The organism is Paractinoplanes abujensis (assembly GCF_014204895.1).
Taxonomy (GTDB): Bacteria; Actinomycetota; Actinomycetes; order Mycobacteriales; family Micromonosporaceae; genus Actinoplanes; species Actinoplanes abujensis.
Genome location: NZ_JACHMF010000001.1, coordinates 7,141,339 through 7,156,836, shown reverse-complemented (window position 1 = coordinate 7,156,836; position 15,498 = coordinate 7,141,339). Strand labels below are relative to the sequence as shown.

General features: G+C 69.6%; 15 protein-coding genes. 7 read left to right on the top strand and 8 right to left on the bottom strand.

The genetic code is table 11. From position 1 onward, the window contains the following. Genes BKA14_RS32770 through BKA14_RS32755 form a run of 4 tightly spaced genes read left to right on the top strand, consistent with a single transcriptional unit; the run spans position 1 to position 4,196 of the window. Complete coding sequence (locus tag BKA14_RS32770; RefSeq protein ID WP_184954641.1) at positions 1 to 1,932, top strand: DMT family transporter; 1,932 nt, start codon at positions 1 to 3, stop codon at positions 1,930 to 1,932. A gap of 4 nt (positions 1,933 to 1,936) precedes the next feature. Beyond that, complete coding sequence (locus tag BKA14_RS32765) at positions 1,937 to 2,482, top strand: hypothetical protein (protein WP_184954640.1); 546 nt, start codon at positions 1,937 to 1,939, stop codon at positions 2,480 to 2,482. After that, positions 2,479 to 3,594 carry a M23 family metallopeptidase gene (locus BKA14_RS32760; protein ID WP_184954639.1) on the top strand — a complete coding sequence of 372 codons (1,116 nt, stop codon included), beginning with the start codon at positions 2,479 to 2,481 and terminating at the stop codon, positions 3,592 to 3,594. The genes BKA14_RS32765 and BKA14_RS32760 overlap by 4 nt, the downstream gene beginning before the upstream one ends. Then, positions 3,591 to 4,196, top strand: coding sequence for a hypothetical protein (locus tag BKA14_RS32755; protein WP_184954638.1), 606 nt, complete (start codon positions 3,591 to 3,593; stop codon positions 4,194 to 4,196). The genes BKA14_RS32760 and BKA14_RS32755 overlap by 4 nt, the downstream gene beginning before the upstream one ends. A gap of 1 nt (position 4,197) precedes the next feature. Here the strand turns inward: BKA14_RS32755 and BKA14_RS32750 are convergent, their stop codons facing one another. Next, positions 4,198 to 4,743, bottom strand: coding sequence for a hypothetical protein (locus BKA14_RS32750; protein ID WP_239093216.1), 546 nt, complete (start codon positions 4,741 to 4,743; stop codon positions 4,198 to 4,200). 145 nt (positions 4,744 to 4,888) lie between these two features. Here BKA14_RS32750 and BKA14_RS32745 point away from each other — a divergent pair, with 145 nt between their 5' ends. Both BKA14_RS32745 and BKA14_RS32740 read left to right on the top strand, forming a co-directional pair. Further along, positions 4,889 to 7,468 carry an FtsK/SpoIIIE domain-containing protein gene (locus BKA14_RS32745; protein ID WP_239093234.1) on the top strand — a complete coding sequence of 860 codons (2,580 nt, stop codon included), beginning with the start codon at positions 4,889 to 4,891 and terminating at the stop codon, positions 7,466 to 7,468. Beyond that, entirely contained in the window at positions 7,465 to 8,148 is a 684-nt protein-coding gene (locus tag BKA14_RS32740) for a hypothetical protein (RefSeq protein WP_239093213.1), read from the top strand. Before BKA14_RS32745 ends, BKA14_RS32740 begins: the two co-directional genes overlap by 4 nt. A gap of 160 nt (positions 8,149 to 8,308) precedes the next feature. On the opposite strand, the gene BKA14_RS32735 is transcribed toward BKA14_RS32740, so the two are convergent. Next, positions 8,309 to 8,710 (bottom strand): RidA family protein, encoded by a 402-nt coding sequence (locus BKA14_RS32735; protein WP_184954637.1) that lies wholly within the window; start codon positions 8,708 to 8,710, stop codon positions 8,309 to 8,311. Between the two features lie 39 nt (positions 8,711 to 8,749). Continuing rightward, positions 8,750 to 9,223 carry a MarR family winged helix-turn-helix transcriptional regulator gene (locus BKA14_RS32730; RefSeq protein WP_184954636.1) on the bottom strand — a complete coding sequence of 158 codons (474 nt, stop codon included), beginning with the start codon at positions 9,221 to 9,223 and terminating at the stop codon, positions 8,750 to 8,752. Positions 9,224 to 9,350: 127 nt separating this feature from the next. Between BKA14_RS32730 and BKA14_RS32725 the strand changes: the two genes are divergently transcribed. Beyond that, positions 9,351 to 9,782, top strand: a complete 432-nt coding sequence (locus BKA14_RS32725) for a carboxymuconolactone decarboxylase family protein (RefSeq protein WP_239093210.1) — start codon at positions 9,351 to 9,353, stop codon at positions 9,780 to 9,782. Here BKA14_RS32725 and folE read toward each other — a convergent pair. The 5 genes from folE to BKA14_RS32700 form a co-directional block, all read right to left on the bottom strand. Next, positions 9,779 to 10,426 (bottom strand): GTP cyclohydrolase I FolE, encoded by a 648-nt coding sequence (folE, locus tag BKA14_RS32720; protein WP_184957103.1) that lies wholly within the window; start codon positions 10,424 to 10,426, stop codon positions 9,779 to 9,781. The two genes, BKA14_RS32725 and folE, sit on opposite strands and share 4 nt — an antisense overlap. Then, on the bottom strand, positions 10,423 to 12,441 hold the full coding sequence (gene ftsH, locus BKA14_RS32715; protein WP_184954634.1) for an ATP-dependent zinc metalloprotease FtsH: 2,019 nt from the start codon (positions 12,439 to 12,441) through the stop codon (positions 10,423 to 10,425). Before ftsH ends, folE begins: the two co-directional genes overlap by 4 nt. Before the next feature lie 289 nt (positions 12,442 to 12,730). Continuing rightward, complete coding sequence (gene hpt / locus BKA14_RS32710) at positions 12,731 to 13,306, bottom strand: hypoxanthine phosphoribosyltransferase (protein WP_184954633.1); 576 nt, start codon at positions 13,304 to 13,306, stop codon at positions 12,731 to 12,733. A 138-nt stretch (positions 13,307 to 13,444) separates the two neighbouring features. Continuing rightward, on the bottom strand, positions 13,445 to 14,395 hold the full coding sequence (tilS, locus tag BKA14_RS32705) for a tRNA lysidine(34) synthetase TilS (protein WP_184954632.1): 951 nt from the start codon (positions 14,393 to 14,395) through the stop codon (positions 13,445 to 13,447). Next, positions 14,395 to 15,456: a zinc-dependent metalloprotease gene (locus BKA14_RS32700; protein ID WP_184954631.1), complete on the bottom strand. Its 1,062-nt coding sequence runs from the start codon at positions 15,454 to 15,456 to the stop codon at positions 14,395 to 14,397. Before BKA14_RS32700 ends, tilS begins: the two co-directional genes overlap by 1 nt. Positions 15,457 to 15,498 lie beyond the last annotated feature (42 nt).

Below are 15,498 nucleotides of genomic sequence, written 5' to 3'. Positions count from 1 at the left end.
ATGGTGCGGCGGGGGGTGGCGCTGCTTCTGACGATGTTCGTCATGGTGGTGGCGTCGATCGTGTGGGCTGTGGCGGCTCCGCCTGCGTCGGCTGCGCCTACACGGGCTCCGGGCGGGGCGTGCAGTGTCGAGGAGTGGCAGCAGGACTTCAAGGGCTGCGTGAACCGCTTGACCAAGGTCAGTGCGAGCCGGGCCTCCTGTTTAAAACCCCCCACACCCAGCACGCCTGACTCCGGTCTTGCGGGATGGTTCGCCGAACGTCCTTCAACGGACCCGAAGAACAGTTTTCCTGGCCTTTACAGCGACTACGGCTATGCGGGATACAGCTACACAACATATGACCTTGACAGTGGCTGCGCATCAACCTTGGTCGACCCTGATTACAAGTTTGAGACAACGATCGCCAATGGCGAGTTCATGGTGGCCACTGCGATCGTCGGTGCCTCCAATGCTTTGCGAGAACGAGCCTGGAACCCTGAGTCGCTGTGGGGCTGGGCCGACCCGCTTGTTGACCAGGCGACTAAAGCGGTCTACGAGAAGGTTTTCAGCGTCTTCGGCGTGATCACCTTGGCGATCGTCGGCCTTTACTTGCTCTGGCGGTCAAAGCAGGCCGAAATGGGCGCGGCGACCACTACCGCGGGTTGGGCGATCCTGGTCATGGTCGGTGTAACAGCGATCGCAGCCTGGCCGGTCAAGTCAGCCAACATTGCGGACGGCACTCTGATCACGACTCTCAGTGTCGTGCATGACGCGGTTGGCCCCCGCCCCGAGAAGCCGACTGAGTGCGTACTCGGCGGCAGTTCGTGCGAGGACAACCGGCCGCCGGCGGTCCGTGCCAGCGACACCGCTACCGAGACGATGCTCTACCGCAACTGGCTTCGTGGCCTTCTCGGCTCGGCAGACAGCGAGACTGCCCGCAAGTATGGCCCAGCGCTCTATGACGCCCGTTCGCTCACCTGGGACGAAGCGCAGCGTATTCGTGAGAACTCTGCCACTCGTGACGGCGTGCTCGACGGCAAGAAAGAGCAGTGGCAACGAGTCGCCGAGCAGATTAAACAGGAGGATCCAGAAGCCTACGAATATCTGCAGGGCGTCAACGGCATGGATCGAATTGGCTCAGGATTCATCGCAGTACTCGCGGCGATCATGTTTGCTATGTTCGACCTGACGGCATCGGTGCTCGTGCTGCTCGGCTTCCTGGTATTCCGATGGGCGGTCATCGCAGCGCCCATCCTCGGAACGATAGGCCTTTTGCGCCCCGCGAACGCGGGCATCAAGCGGCTTGGCAACGCCGTGGTGGCCGCAGTTTTCAACATCGCGGTCTTCGGAACGGGTGCGGCTATCTACCTGTTCGCCGTCGACTTGATCATGAATACGGCCAGTCTCCCCGGCTGGCTTCAGGTTGTTCTCGTCTTCCTCTGCGGCCTGGTCGGCTGGATGCTGCTTCGGCCGTACCGACGGATCACCCAGCTCGGCGGCAAGGACAACGCCCGCACCATCACGACGGGCTCTTGGACTCGGAGGTTCTTCCAGGACATGCGGGAGGCCTCCAAGGTCGACCCCGTCGACGCCGGCGACGGTCAGCTGGTCGGCAAGGGGCGCGGCCGCACGGTCTACGTCGATCAGAGCAACCTGCGGCCCGAGGCCCGGCTGGAGGATCCGGCCCACGCCACGAGGCGGGCGGAGCCGGCTCTCGCGACCGCCGGCACGCCGACCCCGACCCGGCCGGACGGCACCGAGAGCGTCCGGGACGAGGCCTCGGCGACGGCGACACCGGCCCAGAAGGCCCCGCCGAACCGGCAGCGACGGACGCCGGGCTGGACCGAGCCGGACGTCTCCGAGCAGCCCTCCTCCTACGCCATCTATCGGCCGGAGACGGGCAGCACCACGTCGGAGCCGGCCACGCCGCGCATCCGCTCCGAGGCCAAGTGATCACATGCCCCGCTCTCTCGAACTCGGCCTCAACCGGATCTTCCGGTCGCGCTGGGGCGTAGCGGTCGTCCTGGCCGTCATCGTCCTGGCGATCATCGGCATCGGCCGTTTGTTCGCGGACGGTAACGACTCGCCGCCGCCGCTGGGCAACGCGTCGCCCGGTCCGACGGTGAGCGTCGACCCCAAGCAGGACGACAGCATCATCGACACCGAGCCCCCGCCGAGCCCGTCGACCACCCCGGGGCGGGCGCAGCCCGAGGCGGTCTCCTACGCCTTCGCCTCGGCCTGGGCCGACCACCAGAACGTCACACCGAAGGCCTGGCGGGCCCAGCTGCTGCCCAACTCGACCTCCAAACTCGCCGACGAACTGGACGGGGTCGACCCGTCCAGCGTTCCCGCGGACCGCGTGATCGGCCGCCCCAGCCTGGTGCCCGTCAGCGCGACCGTGGTCAACGCGGTCGTCACCATGGACACCGGCAAGCTGAGCCTGCGCCTGATCTCCCCGGACGGGCACTGGCGGGTCGACGGGATCGACTGGGACCCGGCGTGAGCATTCCCCGGCCGCGGAAAATCGTTCTGCTCGTCGCCATCGTCGCGACGCTGGCCCTGCTGTGCTGCGGCGGCAGCATCACGGCTGTGCTGGTGGGCGGTCTCACCGACGAGGGCAACGACAAGCTGACGGCCTCGGGTGGCTGCGGCAAGGCCGGTCCGATCGATCCGGACACCAAGCTGCCGCGGATCCGGCCCTACGGCGCCGAGCAGATCCGGAACGCGGCCGTCATCATCAATGTCGGCGCCGACCTCAAGATGCCGCCACGGGCCTGGGTCATCGCCATCGCCACGGCGATGCAGGAGTCCCGGCTCAACAACCTGGGCAACCTCGGCGCCCGCAACGACCACGACTCGCTGGGCCTGTTCCAGCAGCGGCCGAGCAGCGGCTGGGGCACGCCGCAGCAGGTGCGGGACCCGGTCTACGCGAGCCGGAAGTTCTATCAGAAGCTCAAGTCCGTGCCCGGCTGGGAGAAGATGTCGCTGACCCGGGCCGCGCAACGGGTGCAGATCAGCGCCTACCCGGACGCGTACGCGAAGCATGAGCCGATCGCCACGCAGATCGTGAACTCGCTGGCCGACGGCGCGGCCAACGCGGTGGGTAACTCGGTGGCGATGGTGTGCGCCTCGGCCGGTGAGATCGCCGCCTCCGGCTGGACGCTGCCGGTCGGCGCCCTGGTCGGCTCCGGCTTCCGCACTGCCTCCCGCCCGACGCACCAGGGCGTCGACCTGATCGCCGGGAAACAGACCCCGATCGCGGCCGCCGCCAGCGGCATCGTCTCGAAGGTCAAGTGCGACGAGGACCACAACGGACGGCGCACCTGCAACGTCGACGGCTACCCGGGCAAGGGCGGATGCGGTTGGATGGTGGAGATCCAGCACGCCGGCAACATCATGACGAGGTACTGCCACATGATCGTGCAGCCCTTCGTGCGGGAGGGCCAGGAGGTCACGGCCGGTGAGATCATCGGCCGGGTCGGCAGCAGCGGCAACTCGTCCGGGCCCCACCTGCACTACGAGGTTCACCTGAACAACGACCGATCCAGCGCCGGGGCGATCGACCCGGTGCAGTTCATGCGCGAGCAGGGCGCCGCGCTGGGCGGGTCGGGATGAGCCGCGAGCCGTTCCCCGACCCGTTCGCCGGGCACCCCGAGTGGGAACTCGACCCGCCGCGCCCGATCGTGCCGACGCCGGCCACGATGAGCGGCCAGCTGCGCGGACGCCGGGTCCTGATCGGGCTGCCGGGCCACGGGTGGCGTTCCGACCTGCGCGCGGACGAGAAGGTCGTGCAGGGCAGCCGCACCTATGTGCCGGTGATGTCCGAGGGTGAGTGGTATCGCGCCGAGGCCGAACAGACCGAGATCTTCGCGCCGCTGGTGCCGGTCGAGCGGGTCTGGGTCGAGGAGTACGGCGTGGCGGGTCTCACCCTCCCGGCCGGCGACGTCAACGCGCGGCTCGTGTCGCTCGACGAACCCGCTCGGCGTAACCCGGTGGCGGCCTCCGACGCGACGTCGCTGTCGGGTCGCCGGGTTGTGCGGCTGCTCGACGACGGCGGTGAGGAACGCGATCTGCGTGCGGTGACCGAGATTCACACCAATCACGAGGGCGAGATCTGCGCCCGCGTCACCACCGAACTCGACTGGTATCGCTGGGGCTGGAGCGGCCACGCGCCCCGGACACTCGAGGTCCCGGCCAACTTGCTCTGGGTCGAGTGACTTAAGAAATCTGAGTCGCTCCGCAGACTCGCCAACCGTCTTCGTCGACCAGATTCAGGCGCCAAGTATCGGTGACCCGCCCGGACTGGTTCGACGCGGTCTTGAGGAGGTCTGTCTCTACCGCGGACTGGTTGCCCGTTGTCTGCACGGTGAACGTCGTCCACGTTATGACGATGCCTACCGAAAACTTCTTCTCGCGACTCACGACGTCGGCCCGATAGTTCGCGATCTCTTGGAAGTCTCCGCCAGACTTGCACTGGAAGAGAGTCGCTCGCTGATCGTCACGGTTGACCAGATAGGCACGGAGAAAACTGTCGGCCACAGCGTCGGGTTCCGCGCGCTCGATCTTCGTTTCCTCGTCGTAGAGCAGCACCGCCACCCCCACACCCCCGAGGCACAACAGCGCCAGCACCCCCGCCCCCAGCGCCAGCCACAGCCGCAGCCGCCGATTTCGCGCCTTCTTGACCGGTGTCGCAGGCGTCGTCCCAGGCTCGGACACCCCCGGCGACGGGGGCGTAGGTCCGGTCACTGGCTCCTGCGGCTGCACACTCACGACAGTAGTGCCTCCGCACACCTATCACCCCGGACGGGGCATCGACGGCACAACCCCGGACGACGCGGACACCGAACGGGCCACCGGGAACGCGATGCCCCGCCTGGTCTGGGATAAGTTTTATCCGCGCACACAGGAGGTGAGGGCGGTGGTGGATTCGGCTTTGCGGGTCCAGCAGGCTGCCGCTTTGCACCGGCAGGCGGCTGCCCTCGCGGAGGCGGCTGGCAATGCGCTCGACGCCGACGGCACCTCGCCCGATCCGCGTGAGCAGCATCGCCTGGCCGAGGATCTGCGGGCGGCGGCGGGCGCGCTGGCCCCGGGCTGGCTCGGCGCGCCTTTGGACGCGCAGTCGGTCAACACTCCGCTGGGTGGTGTCTATCCGCCGCAGTTCGTGCGGCTCGGGGCGGCCCAGCTGCTCGACGACGCCCGTTTCCCGGCGATCGTCCCGCTGCTCGGCACGGGTCATCTGACGATCGATGCCACTGCCACCGATTCCCGCGTCTTCGGTCTGTTGCGGTCGATCCTGCTGCGTCTGCTGGCCGCCGCTCCGGCTGGTTCGCTGCTGGTCCGCGCGGTCGACGGCATCGGCGGCGGCGAGGTGTTCGCCCCGTTCGCCGATCTGCGCGACGCGGGCCTGTTGTCCCCGCCGGCCACCGACCGGCAGGGTCTGCGCGATGTGCTGGCCGAGGCGGAGAAGTGGTTGCGGCCGGGTCGTGGGGTGGCCCCGCGGCGCACCCGGCGTGACCGCATGATGCTGGTGGTGATCGCGAGCCTGCCCGAGCTGACCGAGGGCGAGGAGTTGCGCCGCATCGCCGCGCTGGCCCAGCAGGGCCCCGATTCGGGGCTGCACCTGATCGTGGCGGGCTGGCCGCCGCCCCCGTTGACCGCGGAGACGACCCAGGCGCCGCTGCCCCGCACGACGATGGTGTCGGTCCGCAATCCGTACGCGGTGATCGGTGATCCGCCCGGGGCGACGTTCGGTTCGACGCCTGACGTGTCGTGGCTGAATGCCCCGGTCTTCCTCGACGAGGATCCGCCGCCGCACCTGATCGACTCGGTCTGCCGTGAGCTGGCCGCTCATTCGGCCGCCGCGTCCCGGGTCACGCTGGCCGATCTGCTGCCCGAGCCGGGTGAGGTGATGTGGTCGGGTGACGCCGCCGAGGGCTTGAGCACGGTTGTCGGGCACGACGGGGACACTCCGCTGGCGCTGCGGTTCAACGACCTGACCCCACATTGGATGGTCGGGGGCCGGTCCGGCGCGGGCAAGACGGCCTTCCTGATCAACGTGCTGTACGGGTTGGGCGCCCGGTACGGTCCGGCCGAGCTGGCCTTCTACCTGCTCGATTTCAAGGAGGGCGTCGCTTTCGCCGAGTTCGTGCCGACGCAGGGTGAGCGCACCTGGTTGCCGCATGCGCGGGCGGTGGGGGTCGAGGTCGACCGGGAGTACGGGCTGGCCGTGCTGCGCGAGCTCAATGCCGAGTTGTCGCGCCGCTTCACCGCGTACGAGCGGGCGGGCGTCTCGACCCTCAAGGAGCTGCGCGTCGCCGCCGCGGAGGACGGCTTGAAGCGTCCGTTGCCCCGCATCCTGTGCGTGGTCGACGAGTTCCCGGTGTTGCTGTCCGGCAGCGACCCGGTGGCGACGGAGGCCACGACGCTGATCGAGACGCTGGCCCGCACGGGTCGTTCGTGCGGCATCCACCTGGTGCTGGCCAGTCAGAACACGACGGGTGTGTCGGCGCTCTACGCCAAGCGCGACTCGTTCTTCGGCCAGTTCCCCGTACGCATTGCGTTGCCCGGTGGCGGCGACGTGCTGGAGCCGGCCAACGACTCGGCGGCGGGGCTGCCTCTGGGCACGGCGGTGGTGAACACGGCCGGCGGTCTGGGCGGCCCGCGCGGCGCCACCCGCGGGCACGAGCGCATCATCCGCTTCCCCGACCCGCACGCCGACGAGGAGCTGCTGAGCGACCTGCGGCACAAGCTGTGGGGCGCCCGCGATCCGGAGTCGCAGCCGCCGCGCGTTTTCGCCGGTTACGCGCATCAGCATCTGGCCGACGACCCGGCTTATCGGGCCGCACTGGCCGGCCGGGGTGGGTCGCCGGCCGCCTTGGTGGGCCGCACGCTCGATGTGAACCTGTCCACGGCGGCGTTCCCGTTCGGCGCCTCCCCCGGGCGGCATCTGGCGATCTTCGGTTCGCAGGCGTCGGCGTCCGAGGTGCTCGACGCGGCCGCGCGCAGTGTGGCCGCGTTCCACCAGCCGCGTACGGCTCGCTTTGTCATCTGCTCGTTGGTGGCCGAGGGGGATCGGCTCGCCGAGGCGCTGGCTGCCGAGCTCGGTCACCGGCAGGACGTGGTGCGGGTCGACCGGGACGGGCTGGCCGCCGAGCTGGATCCGGAGCGCCCGGGTTATCGCGTGGTCTTCGGGCTCGACGCGATGGCGCCCGAGTCGCTGCCGGCGTTCCTGCGGGACGGCCCGGCGCGGGGTGCGCATCTGCTCTCGTGGTGGCGTGATCCCCGCCAGTTCACCGCGGGCGACGCCGTCGCCGGGCTGCTGTTCCTCAACGTGCCGCCGGCCGAGATCGGCGCGGTGATCGGTGAGCCGGTGGAGTGGCTGCCCCGGCCGAACCGCGCGTTGCTGCACGACCGCCAGTCCGGCCGCATGGTCACGGTTCTGCCGTTCCTCGACCCTGGTGCGGGCGACGACCGGGGTGGTGGGGCGTGACCGAGCAGCAGCAGACGACGAGCCCGATCCCGGCCCAGCCGGCACCCCCGGCTCCGGGTCCGTGGGCCGACTATCTCGCGGCCGCCCAGCGCCTCGACGCCGTTCGGCGGGCCGCGAGCGCCGCGTCGGCCGAGCATCAGGCGGCGGTCACGGCGGCGCGGCAGGAGCTGACGTCCGTACGGGCTCGGCTCGCGGCCCAGCAGGCCCGGCTGACGCACGAGCTGGGCGTGCCGGTGCCGGAGGTGCGTCCGCAGCCGGCCGACCTGGAGGTGGCCGCTCAGGCCGCCGGCGCGGGTCCCGCGGGCGCGCTGGGGGCCTTGCAGCAGGCGCGCCGGGCCGCCGACTCCGGTGACGCGATCCTGGCCGACGCGGCACCGTCCCGCCGCTGGCGTCCGTGGGCCCGCAACCTGCTCATCTACGGCCCGTTCGCGGCGGTGGTGCTGATCGTGCAGATCGCGCTCTACCTGGTGGCGTCGCCCGGCTCGGTGCCGACCTATGCGCTGCTGTGCGGCCTGACCATGCCCGTGCTCGCGTTCGGCCTGGGCTGGGTGACGATCGGCTTCGTCTACGGCGGCGAACCGGGCGAGGTCGACCGCACCCCGATCATCGGCGCCGTCGCGTGCCTGGTCCCGGTGCTGCTGACGTGCATGGGCGTCGGGCTGGCCAGCTTCTTCAATTAGTGTCCGTCCTGCCGATCACGTGGCAGCGCGGCGAGGTCCGGATGGTGGCTGACGTCGCCCGGGAAGCGGCCTCATACCGTTGTAGGTGGCCGTTTCCCGGCTGACGTCAGGCGCGCCGCCTGGGCCACGCCGCAGACCCGGGTGATCGGCAGGACCGGTCCTAGAGCGCGGCGGTCAGGTCGACTTCCACTAGCTGGCCTCGGAAGCCGAGCGCGGTCACGCCGAGGAGCGTGGAGGCGGTGGTGAAGGCGGGAGCCAGCGGCGACTCGTTGAGCCTGTCCCAGACGGCGGCGAGCTGGGTGCTGTCGGCGCTCACCACGTAGATCACCGAGCGCACCACGTCGCCGGGTGTGGCGCCGGCTGCTTCGAGCACGGCCAGGCAGTTGGCGATCACCTGGTCGGTCTGCGCGTCGAAGTCACCCGGCGCGCCGACGACGGTGCCGTCCAGGTCGAGCGGGCACTGCCCGGCCAGGTGGGCGAGGCGGCCCTCCGACGTGACGGTGATGTGGGAGTAGCCCGGGGGCTCGTGCACGGTGGGCGGGTTGAGCTTCTTCTCGATCACCGGGCCAGTATCGCGGTGGGGGCTCGGGCCGGACACCGATTAACCGAACCAGCCGGGCACGTCGACGGGGAAGCCTGCCGCGGGCACGACCGTACGGAGGGAACTCTCGAGGGAGGCGACGCGCTCGGCGCCCAGCCGCTCGACCCACCCGGCTCGCAGCCGGTCGAAGATCTCGGCCGACTGGTGGAGCATGTCGAGCCCGTACGGGGTCAGCCGGATCAGTTTGCGCCGGGCGTCGTGCGGGTCGTCAGCGCGTTCGACGTAGCCCAGGCCGGCCAGCCGGTCGACGGTTTTGCCGGCCGCCTGTTTGGAGACGCCCAGGCGCCGCCCGATCTCGCTGGCCGTGGCGCCGGCCGGCCCGATCGCCTGCATCGCGAAGCCGTGCATCGGGCGGGCGTCGGGATGCCCGCGCCGGGCCAGTTCGGCGTGCAGGTCGTCGATGAGCGCACGGAACCCGGCGAACAGCAGCAGCGGCAGCTCGAAGCCGGGCGGTTCCTCAGTCGGAGACGGCATTGGCAAACTCGACAACCTGGTTTACTGTTTCGACAACCACGTTGACGAGTTTACCGGAGGCATCGTGTTCACCCAGCACACCCTAGAGTCGGCACCGCCCGGCTCCCGCCCGCTGATGGAGTCGACCGTGCGGCATCTCGGTCACCTGCCCGATCCGGTGGCCCGGCTGGCCGAGTCGCCCGAGATGCTGGGCGGCTTCCTGCAGGCCAATCGGCTGTTCGAGGCGAGCACGCTGGACCCGCTGGCCCGTGAGGTGGTGGTGATGGTGATCGCCGCCCGCAACCAGTGCCGAGTGTGCCTGGCCATGCACACCGGCCGGCTGCGTCAGCTGAACGCCGACGCGGCTCTGATCACCGCCCTGCGTACGGGGGCGCCGCCGGCGGATCCTCGCTTGGCCGCGCTGCGGGAATTCACGCTTCAGGTGCTGGCGACGGCCGGCGACACGGATCTGACGGAGTTTCTGGCCGCGGGCTTCACCCGGCGCAACGCGCTCGAGGTGGTGCTGGGCATCGGTACGTACACGATGTCGACCCTGGCCAACAGGATGGTCGAAGCCTAGCGGGCGTTGATCAGCGCCATCGCCTCGGCGCGCACCTTGGCGTCGGTCTGGTAGGCCCCGCGTACGGCTGACGTGACCGTACGGGCGCCGACCTTACGGATGCCGCGCATCTCCATGCACAGGTGCTCGCACTCGAGAACCACTATCGCTCCGCGCGCGTCCAGCTTGGCCATCAACAGGTCGGCTATCTGCGAGGTCAGCCTCTCCTGCACCTGCGGACGGCGCGCGTAGACCTCGACCAGGCGGGCCAGCTTGGAAAGCCCGGTGATCCGGCCGTGCGGGCCGGGGATGTAACCGATGTGCGCCACGCCCTTGAACGGGAGCAGATGGTGCTCGCACATGCTCATCACTTCGATGTCGCGGACCAGGACCATCTCTTCGTGGTCGGCCTCGAAGGCGGTCTTCAGGACCTCGGCCGGGTCGACCCGCAGGCCCGCGAAGAGCTCCGCGTACGCCCGGGCCACTCGCGCCGGGGTGCGCTCCAGCCCGTCGCGGTCGGGATCTTCCCCGACCGCGATGAGGATCTCGCGAACCGCCTTCTCGATCCGCCCGAGGTCGACGGCCTGCTCGACCGGAGCACCGGTGAGCTTGCCGTCGACCAGGCGGGCGGCGAGATAGTCCAGTTCGTCGTCGTCGCTGCTCAGTTGCTGCCGTCCGAGCTGCTGCTGCCGTTCGGGTTGGGCCCGACGGCGATCTGACCGTCCGCCTCGGCCTGAGCCTTGAGCTTGTCGCGCTCGGCCGGGGTCAGCACCGGGGGCGCCTCGGAGGGCAGGCGCTTGCCGAAGCCGTTGAACGGCGACATCGGCGGGCGCTTGACCACGCGGACGCAGATCCGGTCCATGTCCTCGCGGGTGATGGTTTCCTTCTCCATCAGCTCGAGGACCATGCTGTCGAGGACGTCCCGGTATTCCACCAGGATCTCCCACGCCTCGTCGTGCGCCAGCTCGATGAGCGCACGCACCTCGGCGTCGATGTCGGCCGCGACCGAGTCGGAGTAGTCCCGCTCGTGGCCCATGTTGCGGCCCATGAACGGCTCGTCGCCGCTGGTGCCGTACTTGACCGCACCGAGCTTGGAGCTCATGCCGTACTGGGTGACCATGGCCCGGGCCAGGCCGGACGCCTTCTCGATGTCGTTGCCGGCGCCGGTGGTGGGCTCGTGGAAGACGAGCTCCTCGGCGGCCCGGCCCCCCAGCGCGTAGGCCAGGGTGTCGATCATCTCGGCGCGGGTCTGGGTGTACTTGTCCTCGGTCGGCAGCACCAGCGTGTGACCCAGCGAGCGGCCACGCGGCAGGATCGTCACCTTGTGCACCGGCGCGGAGTGCGGCAACGCGTAGGCCACCAGCGCGTGCCCACCCTCGTGGTACGCGGTGATCTTCTTCTCGTTGTCGCTCATCGCCCGCGTACGGCGCTCGGGGCCGGCGATGACGCGGTCGATCGACTCCTCGAGGAACTCGTTGGAGATCGCCCGCTTCTCGTTACGCGCGGTCAGCAGCGCGGCCTCGTTGATCACGTTGGCCAGGTCGGCGCCGGAGAAGCCCGGCGTGCGGCGGGCCACCGAGTCGAGGTCGACGTCGGGCGTGAACGGCTTGCCCTTGGCGTGCACCCGGAGGATCTGCTTGCGACCCTCCATGTCCGGGTTGTCGACCGGGATCTGGCGGTCGAAACGGCCGGGACGCAGCAGCGCCGGGTCGAGGATGTCGGGCCGGTTGGTGGCCGCGATCAGGATGACCCCGCCCTTGGTGTCGAAGCCGTCCATCTCGACGAGCAGCTGGTTGAGCGTCTGCTCGCGCTCGTCGTGACCGCCGCCCATGCCGGCGCCACGGTGCCGGCCGACGGCGTCGATCTCGTCGACGAAGACGATCGCCGGAGCGTTCGACTTGGCCTGCTCGAACAGGTCGCGGACGCGGCTCGCGCCGACACCCACGAACATCTCGACGAAGTCCGAACCCGAGATCGAGTAGAACGGCACCCCGGCCTCGCCGGCGACCGCGCGGGCCAGCAGCGTCTTACCCGTTCCGGGCGGGCCGAACAGCAGCACGCCCTTCGGGATCTTGGCGCCGAGCGCCTGGTACTTCGCCGGGTTCTGCAGGAAGTCCTTAATCTCGTGCAGCTCCTGGACCGCCTCTTCCGAGCCCGCCACGTCGGCGAACGTCGTCTTCGGCGTGTCCTTGGTGATCATCTTCGCCTTGGACTTGCCGAAGTTGAGCACCCGCGAGCCGCCACCCTGCATCTGCGACATGAACAGCAGCAGCAGGATCACGAGAATCGCGATCGGCAACAGGTTGATCAGCAGGCTGAAGAGGATGTTGTCGCCCGAGACAGTGGCGTCGACCGTGCCGGTGATCCGGCCCGCGGTCTTGGCCTCCTGCACGTCGTTCCAGACATCCTGCGTGATCTCGTACGGATACTGGGTCTCGATCTTGTCGGTGGTCTTGCCCTCGAACCGCTCGGGCGAGGCGAGATCGATCTGGAGCGTCTGCTCCTTGTCCTTCTGGACGACCTTCTCGATGCCCGGCTGGTTCAGGCGCTCGAGCGCCACCGAGGTATCTACGCGCTGGTAGCTCGGACCACTGGTGAAGAACGAGCTCAGCGCAATCACGCCGATGATCACCAGAATGATCCAGACCACCGGGCGGCGGAAGAAACGCGTACGTTCCATACTGTTGTCGGGCGCCAAGCGCCCGGACCCTCCTGATCGGCGTCCTGGTCACCTCAACGTGCCGCCGACGGGCGGCCCCGGTCTGATACCCCCGCTGTAGCGAAGAAACCCCCGGCCCCTCCGGCGCTTGTGACACTGCGCCATCGGTCACTCGACGGTACACCGTAGGTGCCGCTTGCGAACCCGTGAGCCCGTCGGCCGGACATCCGCCGGCCGCCGTCCGTTCAGCAAGCTTTGGTGGCAAAACCGCCCATAAGGACGGATTTCTGAGAAGAGGCTGAGAAACGGTTCAGCTACGGGCGTAGACCTCGGGCTTCAGCACCCCGACATACGGCAGCTCACGGTAGCGCTCCGCGAAGTCGAGACCGTAGCCGACGACGAACTCGTTGGGGATGTCGAACCCGACGTACTTCACCGGGACCTGCACCTTCACCGCGTCGGGCTTGCGGAACAACGCGACCACCTCGACGCTGGCGGCCGAGCGCGACTGCAGATATTTCATCAGCCACGACAGCGTCAGCCCGGAGTCGACGATGTCCTCCACCACGACCACGTGGCGGCCCGTGATGTCACGGTCGAGATCCTTGAGGATGCGCACGACGCCCGAGGACGTGGTGCCCTGCCCGTAGGACGAGACGGCCATGAACTCCATCTCGGTGGACGGCCCGTGGCCGGCCAGTGCGCGGGCGAAGTCGGCCATGAACATGACCGCACCCTTGAGCACGCAGACCAGCAGGATGCCGCCCTCCGCCCCGGTGTGGTCCGCGGAGACCTGCTTCGCCAGTTCGGCGATCTTTTCCCGGATCTGCTCCTCGGAGATGATCACGTGATCGATGTCGGAGTCGTACCAGGACCCGTCAGCCATGGACTTAGCGTGCCGTACGAAGGTTGCCGGCCGCCGCACGGGGCACCGCTCAACTGTGTCCGAACCGCAGGAAAAGGCCCCGTTCCGCCCAGCTCGACCGGGGAATCCGACACTAGGAGTGACAACTCTCACAAAGCATCAGGGCACTCGAACGAGTGTGCCGCGCTCACGGACCACCTGAATGCCGCCCGGAAGGTGAACCGCACCCTGACCGCGCCACCGCGTCACGAGCGCGTCGAGAGCCTCCACATGCCGGTGCGAGAGGGCACTGCCGGGCGCGCCGAGCTCCCGGGCCCACATGTGCAGCACCCGTCGCCGCACCGCCCCCCGCATCCCCAGCAGGTCGGAAATTTCCAGGCACGACGGCTGGGACAGCCGGAGGGCCTCGGCCGCCACGGTGTCCAGCGCCTCGTTGTCGGCCGCGATCATCGCCGCCGAGCGGGCCAGATTGGCCACCACAGCCGGACCCAGCGCCTCGATCAGGGCCGGAAGAGCCTTCCCCCGTACGCGGGACCGGGCGAACGCCGGATCCGAGTTGTGCGGGTCCTCCCACGGCGTGAGCCCCAGGGCCGCGCATGCCTTCCGCGTGTCGGCCCGAGCCACGTCCAGCAGCGGCCGCACGAAGAGACCGTTGCGCGCCGGCATCCCCGACAACCCGCGCGGCCCCGCCCCCCGGGCCAGCGCCAGCAGCACCGTCTCGGCCTGGTCGTCGCGGGTGTGTCCCAGCAGCACGACAGCCGCCCCGACCCGGCGCGCGTAAGCCTCGAGCGCCCCGTACCGGGCGGTTCGCGCCGCCGCCTCCGGCCCGCCCGGCAGCCCGGCCACGGTGACCGTCTCGACCCCGACCGGCGTGAACCCGGCCTCGGCGGCCCAGGTGGCCACGTCGGCCGCCCGTGAGGCCGACCCCGCCTGCAGCCCGTGGTCCACGGTGACGAGACCGACCGAACGCCCCACGAACCGGGCCGCCGCGGCCAGCGCGAGCGAGTCCGCCCCGCCCGAACAGGCCACCAGCACCAGCCCGCCGTCGGCGGGCAACGCCCGGCGCACGGCCAGCCGCACCGCAGCGACAGCGGGCGGGATCCGGGCCATTACCCGCCGATCGCGGGCTGCGGTCCGTGCACCCGGGTCACCCAGGCGTCGGGGTCGCCGAGTTCGTCGAGCCGCGGCAGCGTGAGCGGCGAGTCGAAGATCTTGTTGAAGCCGTCCATGCCGACCCGCTCGACCACGCCGTGCACGAATTTGCGGCCCTCGGCGTACTGCCGCATCTTGACCTCGATGCCGAGCAGCCGGCGGATGGCCTTCTCCAGCGGGTTGCCGGTTTCGCGGCGCTGGTTGAACTTGGCCCGGATCGACTCGACGCTCGGGATGACTTCGGGGCCGACCCCGTCCATCACGAACTCGGCGTGCCCTTCGAGCAGGGTCATCAGCGCGGTCAGCCGGTCGAGCACGGCCTTCTGCCCGGGGGTCTGCACGATGTCGAGCACCGAGGAGCGCGAGTCGGGGTCGCGCAACGCGTCGGAGAGGGTGGCCACGCCGCGGCGCATGCGTTCGAGGATGTGCTCGGTGCTCTGCGACGCGTCGACGAAGGCCTGCACCTCGCCCAGGAAGTAGCCGCGCATCCACGGCACGGCGGTGAACTGGGTGCGGTGGGTGACCTCGTGCAGGCAGACCCACAGCCGGAAGTCGCGCGGGTCGGCTCCGAGCTTGCGCTCCACCTCGACGATGTTGGGCGCGTTGAGCAGCAGCTGGCCGGGGTTGCCGGAGAACACCTCGTACTGCCCGAGGACCCGGCCGGAGAGGTAGGCCAGGATCGTGCCGGCCTGCACACCGGTGACCCGGGAGCCGATCGCGTCGGCCAGACCGCCCGGCTGCTTGTCGCCCGAGAGCCGGGTGACCAGCGGAATGATCACCTGCTTGAGGCCGGCGATGTTGACCGCGGCCCAGTCCTTGCGGTCGACCACCCGCACGGGCGGCACCTCGACCTGCGGGTTGAGCCCCGTGTAGGCGGCCACGTGCCCGGCCGCCTCGTCGGTGAGATTCCGCAGCTCGGTCACCACCGTCATCGCGTCGTCGTAGGACACCGCGGGGCCGGATTTCGACAGCGCGCCCGCGGTGGCGGCGGCCAGATCCCAGTCAACGAACTGCGCCATGCCCACCACCGTACCCGCGCAAATCGAGCTCAGACCTCAGGT